7 protein-coding genes are annotated in these 7,778 nt (G+C 61.9%); 3 read left to right on the forward strand and 4 right to left on the reverse strand.

From position 1 onward, the window contains the following. A partial coding sequence (locus EOD15_RS23700; RefSeq protein ID WP_127408880.1) for a LysR substrate-binding domain-containing protein occupies positions 1-801 on the forward strand: 801 nt, incomplete at its 5' end. 248 nt (positions 802-1,049) lie between these two features. Here the strand turns inward: EOD15_RS23700 and der are convergent. After that, entirely contained in the window at positions 1,050-2,483 is a 1,434-nt protein-coding gene (gene der, locus EOD15_RS23710) for a ribosome biogenesis GTPase Der (protein ID WP_127322168.1), read from the reverse strand. Then, the gene (locus EOD15_RS23715; RefSeq protein WP_127322167.1) at positions 2,480-3,145 is read right to left on the reverse strand and encodes a tetratricopeptide repeat protein; all 666 of its coding nucleotides are present in this window, start codon (positions 3,143-3,145) and stop codon (positions 2,480-2,482) included. The genes der and EOD15_RS23715 overlap by 4 nt, the downstream gene beginning before the upstream one ends. Positions 3,146-3,359: 214 nt before the next feature. On the opposite strand from EOD15_RS23715, the gene EOD15_RS23720 reads away from it, so the two are divergent. Further along, entirely contained in the window at positions 3,360-4,358 is a 999-nt protein-coding gene (locus EOD15_RS23720; protein ID WP_127322170.1) for a polysaccharide deacetylase, read from the forward strand. A gap of 22 nt (positions 4,359-4,380) precedes the next feature. Here the strand turns inward: EOD15_RS23720 and sbmA are convergent, their stop codons facing one another. Both sbmA and EOD15_RS23730 read right to left on the reverse strand, forming a co-directional pair. Continuing rightward, a complete protein-coding gene (gene sbmA, locus EOD15_RS23725) occupies positions 4,381-5,643 on the reverse strand; it encodes a peptide antibiotic transporter SbmA (RefSeq protein ID WP_127383503.1) in 1,263 nt (420 codons plus the stop codon). Positions 5,644-5,756: 113 nt separating this feature from the next. Then, positions 5,757-6,917 (reverse strand): YbfB/YjiJ family MFS transporter, encoded by a 1,161-nt coding sequence (locus EOD15_RS23730; protein WP_127408881.1) that lies wholly within the window; start codon positions 6,915-6,917, stop codon positions 5,757-5,759. A gap of 423 nt (positions 6,918-7,340) precedes the next feature. Here EOD15_RS23730 and EOD15_RS23740 point away from each other — a divergent pair. After that, the coding region (locus EOD15_RS23740; protein ID WP_127408882.1) for a LysR family transcriptional regulator at positions 7,341-7,778 on the forward strand (438 nt) is incomplete at its 3' end.

Below are 7,778 nucleotides of genomic sequence, written 5' to 3' on the forward strand. Positions count from 1 at the left end.
GTCAGCGCGCAATTGAAGAAACTGGAAGAACAGGCGGCGACGCCGATCTTCCGCAAATCAGGACGCGGCCTCGCTTTGACCGAGGCCGGCGAGACCATGCTCGGCTATGCGCGCCGGCTGATCGAATTGAATGACGAGGCGGCATCCGCCATCCATGATGTCGAGTTGGAAGGATGGGTACGGCTCGGCTTGCAGGACGATTTCGGCGAGGCGGTGCTGCCAGACGTGCTCGGCCGATTTGCCCGGGCGCACCCCAAGGTGAAGATCGAAGCCAGGATCGCACGCAGCCACGACCTTGCCGAAAGGGTCATGTCAGGCAGCCTCGACATCGCGCTCGCTTGGCACTGCGGCGAAACGCTGCCCTACAGCCAGCATGTCGCCGATGTGCCGATGCGCTGGATCGGGCCGGCAAAGCGCATCGAGACCAGCCTGCGCGACGGTGAGCCGCTGCCGCTGGTGGCGCTCGAAGCGCCATGCCTTCTGCGCACGGTGGCAACCGAAACGCTCGACCGCGCCGGGCTGTCGTGGCGGATGGCCTTTTCCAGCCCGAGCCTTGGCGGCATCTGGGCAGCCGTGGCGGCGGGGCTGGGGCTGACGATCCGCACCGACATCGGCCTGCCGGCCAGCGTCAGCGCGATGACGCCGGAGATCGCCGGGCTGCCGGCATTGCCCAAAATGGCGTTGGTGCTGCACCAGAAGGATGCTGAACTGGATCCGGTGGCAGCGCGGCTGGCCGACATATTGTTGCAGGCGGCGTTGCAGGCGCTGCCACGGGACGAGCGGTTGAAGGAGGTCGCTTAGACAGCCGGAACAGGTATCCAGCGTCGCGTTCCGTCCCCTCTGTCCTGCCGGACATCTCCCCGCAAGGGGGGGAGATTGGATGTCGCGAGTGCTCTCGCGAATCTTCAACGTTGCAAGAAAGGCGCCGTCAGAACGAACTGCTGATCTCCCTCCTTGCGGGGGAGATGGCCGGCAGGCCAGAGGGGGTGCTGTCCCGCCAACTTTGCGGAGAACCCCGCGAGCAAAGGGGTTCATTCGAGCCCGACCGCTTATTTGCGCTTGTTGGACCTGCCGGCGAATGGATTGTCCGACGTGCGCAGCGCGATGCGGATCGGCACGCCGGGCATGTCGAAGGCTTCGCGCAGGCTGTTGGAGAGATAGCGGACATAGGATTGCGGCATCGCATCAGGCCGCGAGCACTGGACAACGAAACCCGGCGGCCGGGTCTTGGCCTGGGTGACGTATTTGACCTTCAGCCGGCGTCCGGCCACGGCAGGCGGCGGGTGGTGTGCCAGGATGCCTTCCAGCCAGCGGTTGAGCTTGCCGGTCGAGACGCGGCTGTTCCACACCTTGTGCGTCCTGATGACGGCATCCATCAGCTTGTCGAGGCCGCGCCCGGTCTCGCCGGAGACAGGTACGGCCTGGAGGCCCCGCGCCTGGGGAAGAAGCCGTTCCGTCTTCTCTCGCAGTTCGGCCAGAAGCTCCTGGGGATGGTCGATCAGATCCCATTTGTTGAAGGCGATCACCGGCGCCCGGCCTTCCCTGATGATCAGGTCGGCGATCTGCAGATCCTGCTTCTCGAAGGGGATAGTGGCGTCGAGCACGATGATGACAATCTCGGCAAACCGGATGGCGCGCAGACCGTCCTGCACCGACATCACTTCCAGCTTTTCATGAATCCTGGCCTTGCGGCGCATGCCGGCCGTGTCGAACAATTTCAGGCGGCGACCATGCCAATCCCAATCGACCGAGATCGAATCACGGGTAATGCCGGCTTCCGGTCCGGTGAGCAGCCGCTCTTCGCCGATCAGCGCGTTGATCAGCGTCGACTTGCCGGCATTGGGACGGCCGACGACGGCAATGCGCATCGGCTTGGTGTCGTCATAGGTGTGCTCGGCATCCGGATCGGCGATATCCTCGCCGATCAGCACCTCGCCGGCAGCGACGTCTTCGTCTTCGCCATCTTCTTCTTCGCCGAAGGCGCGCGCTTCGCCGAGCGCGCCGATCACGGCGTCGCGCAAATCGGGCATGCCCTGGCCATGCTCGGCCGAAACCGGGATCGGCTCGCCAAGTCCGAGTTCCCAGGCTTCCAGCATGCCGCCCTGGGCGCCCTTGGCCTCGGCTTTGTTGGCGACCAGCACGACCGGCTTGCCGGACTTGCGCACGATCTCGGCGAAGGTCCTGTCGTCGGGCAACAGGCCGGACTTGGCGTCGATGGTGAAGAAGATCAGGTCGGCCTCGCGGATGGCGATCTCGGTCTGCGCACGCATGCGGCCGGGCAAGGTCGAGGCGCCCGCGTCCTCGAAGCCGGCGGTGTCGATGACGTCGAAATGCAGGTCGTAAAGCTTGGCGGCATGGACGCGACGGTCGCGGGTGACGCCTGGCGTGTCGTCGACGAGCGCCAGCTTCCTTCCCACCAGTCGATTGAAAAGAGTCGATTTGCCGACGTTAGGTCTGCCGATGATGGCGACTTTGAAGGTCACGACGCACTGCCCGACCCGCGGATCAGCTCGGACATCAATGTTGCGCGCTCGCGGGTGTTGCGCGGGGCGCCGTCATCGGCGGCGATCTGGTCGAACAGTTTCAGCGCATCCTGCGTCTTGCCTTCCTTCCAGGCGGAAAGGCCGAGTGCCTCGCGCGCCGTATGGCGCAGCGTGTTGGTGTCGGATGTGAGCGCTTCGACACGGCTGGAGACGTCGGCGAAGGAGCCATGGTCGACGAGCAGCAGCGCTGCCCGCAGGCGCGCCATATCGCGAATTCCCTGGGGAATGGCCGTGTCGGCGGCGACTTCGTCGAAATCCTTGACGGCGGCGGGGACGTCGCCCTTGTCGGCCTTGACGGTTGCGCCGCGCATGCGGGCGAGCAGCGGATAGGCGCCGTAGCCATCCTTCTCCAACTGATCGAGCGCGGTCAGCGCCTCATCGTTCTTGCCGTCATTGGCAAGCTTCAGTGCCTGCGAGAACGCATCGCCCGAGCGGTTGGCGCGCGTCTCGTCCCAATAGCGATAGCCGACGAAGGCGGCGGTGCCGAGCACCACGAGGATCGCAACGACAATCAGGGCTGGGCCAAAACGGTCCCACAGCTTCTGCGCCTGTTCGCGACGGATCTCGTCATTGACTTCACGGATAAAACTGTCGTCGGACATCAAATCAAACCATTCCTGCCCCGTCGGGCCTTTGTCAGCCCGCGTTTTAGCGAAATTTTGCCGGCATGGAAGGGGTTCAACAGGAAAATCGCCTATTGTCCGGGGCAAACGGATGTTTGCCCCGGACAGGCAGCCGAAAAGGCCAATCGCACCCACGCCACATTTAGGCGATAGCCGGCTTGCAGACATTCCCCGAGTGAAGATCAGATTGCCTATGCTTCGTCCGTTCCGCGTTGTTGCGTTTTCGCTTGCGGCACTCGCCGCTGCCGGTGGGGCTTTGGCCGATCCACCGGCGCCGGCAAAGCCGAAACAGGTCGTCATCATCTCGTTCGACAGTGCCCGCGACATTTCGCAGTGGAAACGCAGCCGGGCACTGGCTGAGCGCACCGGCGCGCACTTCACCTATTTTCTCTCCTGCGTCTTCCTGCTGTCAACGGAGACACGCAAGGAATACACCGCACCGGGCAAAGGCGCCGGCAAATCCAACATCGGCTTTGCCGCCTCGAAGCAGGAAGTCACCGAGCGGCTCGAACAGATCGGCCTTGCCGCGCATGAAGGCCACGACATCGCCAGCCATGGCTGCGGCCATTTCGACGGCAAGGACTGGAGCAAGGCCGACTGGCTGAAAGAGTTCGGTTCGTTCGAGCACATTCTCGAGAACGCCTATGCGATCAACGGCATTGTGCCCGAGCCCGAGGGCTGGCGCGATTTCGCGCGGCATGCGGTGGTCGGTTTTCGCGCGCCGTATCTGTCGACCGGCAAGGCGCTCTATGAAGCGCTGCCGGCGGCCGGCTATCAATTCGACGCCAGCGGCGTCTCGCAAGGCCCTGCCCGACCGACGGCCAGCAACGGCATCATGCACTTTTCGCTGCCGCAGATTCCGGAAGGACCGAAGTCACGGCCGGTGATCGCCATGGACTACAACCTCTATGTCAGACATTCCGGCGGCTTCGAGCGGCCAAGCCAGGCGGACGAGTTCGCGAACCGGACCTATGCTGCCTTCCGCGCCGCCTTCGACAAGCAGTATGCGGGAAAACGCATTCCGCTGGAGCTCGGCTTTCACTTCGCGCTGATGAATGACGGCGCCTACTGGAACGCGCTTGAGCGCTTTGCCGGCGAGGTCTGCGTCAAAGCCGATGTCGAATGCATCAGTTTTCGCGATTATGTTTCGCGACAGGACGCTGGCCAAAGGCAGGTTTCGGTCGGCGGCTGAGCCGCCAACTTTCACACCCCAGTCAAGCTGGATCGGGCGCCTGTGCCTGGCGGTCGAGATAGCGCTGGTCGATTTCCGGCAGCGGCTCGCCATGCAGAGTGGCTTCGAAAGCGCGCAGACGCTTGTAGATCGAGATCAGCTCAACCACAGTTGGCCACGAGTTTACAAGATACTGGAACGACGATGTCACTTGGGAGAACGCATTGCTGATTTGGTTCAACAAACCTAAAGTGATCGCACCAGCCGCAATGGACGGCGCCATCAATATCAAAGAGAATATGTTGTTCGTTTGCAAATAGAGGTAGCGAAATACGTTGAAATACACGTAGTGAAAATACAGCCTAAAATAGTTTCTTCTTACATTTGCAAACAATTCCCTCACAGCAGGTGGCTGTGCTCGATTCGGGTCATCTTCACCAAGGACCAATTCTTTTCGATAAGCCGCCTCAACGCGCTGGTTCCGGAACTGAAGCCCAGGCAATTTAACGCCGACCACAGCCAGAAGCACGGTGCCAAACAAGGCCCAAAAAATAGCCGACAATAGCAGCGGATGCGGTATCACACCCACGATCGGCAATTCCGTGATGTGAACCGACAGGGCTATGAGCAGCGGAGTGAAGGCGATGAGGGTCATCACCGAGTCAATCAAATTGCCGCCGAGTTGCTCCATGATCGTGGAGAAACGCATCGTGTCTTCCTGGACACGCTGTGAGGCACCCTCAATATGCCTCAGCTTCTGCCAGTTTTCCATGTAAAACTGGTTCATTGCAGTGCGCCAACGGAAGACATAGTGACTTACCAAAAATACAGTAAGCGCACTGACCACCACGGCTACACCGGCAATTCCCATGAATGTAGCAATCTGCCAGTAGATATCGGAAGCGGTGATCTTTATTTTTCCCGAAATGGTATTCTGGATCAGATCCCAAAATGGCCCGTACCAGTTGTTGATGGCAACGCTCACCTGAACCTGGAAATAGGTGATGAAGAGGATCAGCACAGAGCCGAGAATGGACCAGATCTGCCATGGGTGTGGCGAATACCAAGCCCAAAAGACGTAGAAGAGCGCCACTACGACGGCAAAATATATGTAGAACCATAGAAACGGCAGTGACCAGAATGATGAGACACCGATGATCGGCGGCGCATCGGGAGCAGCTGGAGGCATACCGAAAACACCACCAAAACGTTCCCCTGCGTAGAACCAGAGCAAGACGGCAAGCAGGCTCCAGACGACCGCCGAGCTAAAAAACAGCTTCGGCTTTGGAAAAAACGATACGAACACTGTGGCGAATTCCTCGATCTGGGCGCAAATCAGCTGACTACGGCGGGCATAAAGTCACACATTAGTGGGAAAGAAAATGCCCGTGCCCGATGCCCGGCACAGCAAGCCCACAATCATGGCGATTTTGGCGCAGCCGACAATGTGATGGCGCCGGAGACGACCAGCACGGTTGCGGCGGTGATCGAGGCGAGGAAGAAATCGCCGGACATTTGCGCCAGAAATCCGGCCGCGACCGGCCCGATGATCTGGCCAAGGCCGAACGCAGCCGTCATCAGGGCAAAGATCCGGCGCGGCGCGCTTGGCGCCTGCTGCCGGGCGGCCTGCAGGCCAAAGGCGGTGATGGCAATGAAGGTGCCGCCGAGCAGCACGCCGGCAAGCAGCGGCCCGGTGGCGCCGCCGATGGCGACGCTGGCGGTGACGCCGGCAACTTCGATGAAGCACGCCAGCGCATAGGCGGCATAGAGGCCGGTCCGCGCCGCGATCTTCTGCCAGAACCAGACCGAGGGAAAGCCCGCAAGACCGGCGACCATCCACACCATGGCCTCGAAGACGCGGCTGCCGCCGCCTTGCCGGACGATGGCGACCAGGAATGTCGCCGTCACCACATAGCCGAAGCCGAACAGGCCGTAGGCGATGATGACCTTGACCAACGACCGGTCCATCCGCAGTGCCGGCTCGCGGGGGACTTCGCCGTTGCCGAGCGGACCCTCATTGACCAACAGAGCCACGAGGACGAAACCACAGGCCGAAATCGCCGCCGACCACAGCCAGCCTGCCGCCCAGCCCGAATGCTCGGCGACCAGCACCGCCATCATCGCCGCCGATGCCGCTATGCCGAGCCCGACGCCGCCGAAATGCCAGGCCTGCAGGTCGTTGCGACCGGCAGCCGCGATATGGCTGAAAACGATGCTGGCCAAGAACACCATGACGAAGGCGCTGGCCAGACCGGCCAGAAAGCGGATGGCGAGAAAGGCCGCCATCGCTTCGGTCAGCCCCATCAGCGCGGCAAGGACCGCACTGGCGCCAAGCCCCGCCAGCATCAGCAGGCGCTCGCGCCCATGCGCCCAGCCGCCCGCCGCCGCCGACGCGCCGACGAGGTAGCCGAGATAATTGGCAGAGGCGATCCAGCCGGCATCGGCAGGCGACAGATGCAGTTCCTGCATCATGCCGGGCAGGATCGGCGTGTAGACGAAACGGCCGATGCCCATGGCAATCGCCATGGCAATCATGCCGGCGAAAGCGAAACGCAGCGCTGTCGAGTTGGCTGATGTCATTGCACTGCACAATAAATGCAGGGGTCGCTGAAACAATCGCCATCTGTTGGGCCAGTGCGTACGCCGGACGTGCTCGCCTCGACTTCCTATGTCGGAACGCTTGGCGCCTGCTCAGCAGCGACTGCCGGCGCGTAGCGGAGCCGTCTCGTGCACTGTCCGCCGTGCCGTCAGCCTGAACGGCACATCGCCCAGTTCGCGCTCCGACATGGTGTTCAGCACCGGATGCGAAAGCGGATCGATCAGCCATCTCTGCGCCTCGCCGTCCGGGCGCGGCTCATACGGCCTGCTCGCAGTGAAAAAGACCTCGACGACGACAAAATCCCTAACATTTCCGGCTCCACAGGTCTGTCTCTCCCGACAAAATCTGCCGTTTCGATATGCCTTTCAATTGAGATTTCAGTCGGATCAGTTTAGAAAAACTCAATGGCCATGCTCAACCGCGTCCATCTCAACGGCCTCCGCGCCGTCGAAACCGTTGCCCGTCTCGGATCGCTGGCGGCGGCGGCCGGTGAGCTCAACGTTTCCGTCAGCGCCGTCAGCCAGCAGATCAGCCGTACCGAAAAACAGCTCGGCCAGGCGCTGTTCGAGCGAACGGCGAGCGGTCTGGTGCTGACCGAATTCGGCGCCGTCTTCGCGGCCCGCCTCGGTGCTGGATTTCGTGAGCTTTCCCAGGCCGTGGCCCTGGCCGACGAGGCGACGCAATGCACATTGGTGGTTTCGGTGGCGCCGGCCTTTGCCTCGAAGTGGCTGTTGCCCAGACTATCTCGCCACTTCGACCGGCATCCCAACGTGCTGCTGCGCATCGACGCTTCGGTGCGGCTGGCCAATCTCGATCACTCGGACATCGACATCGCCATCCGG

The sequence above is a fragment of the Mesorhizobium sp. M7A.T.Ca.US.000.02.2.1 genome (genome assembly GCF_003996995.1).
Taxonomy (GTDB): Bacteria; Pseudomonadota; Alphaproteobacteria; order Rhizobiales; family Rhizobiaceae; genus Mesorhizobium.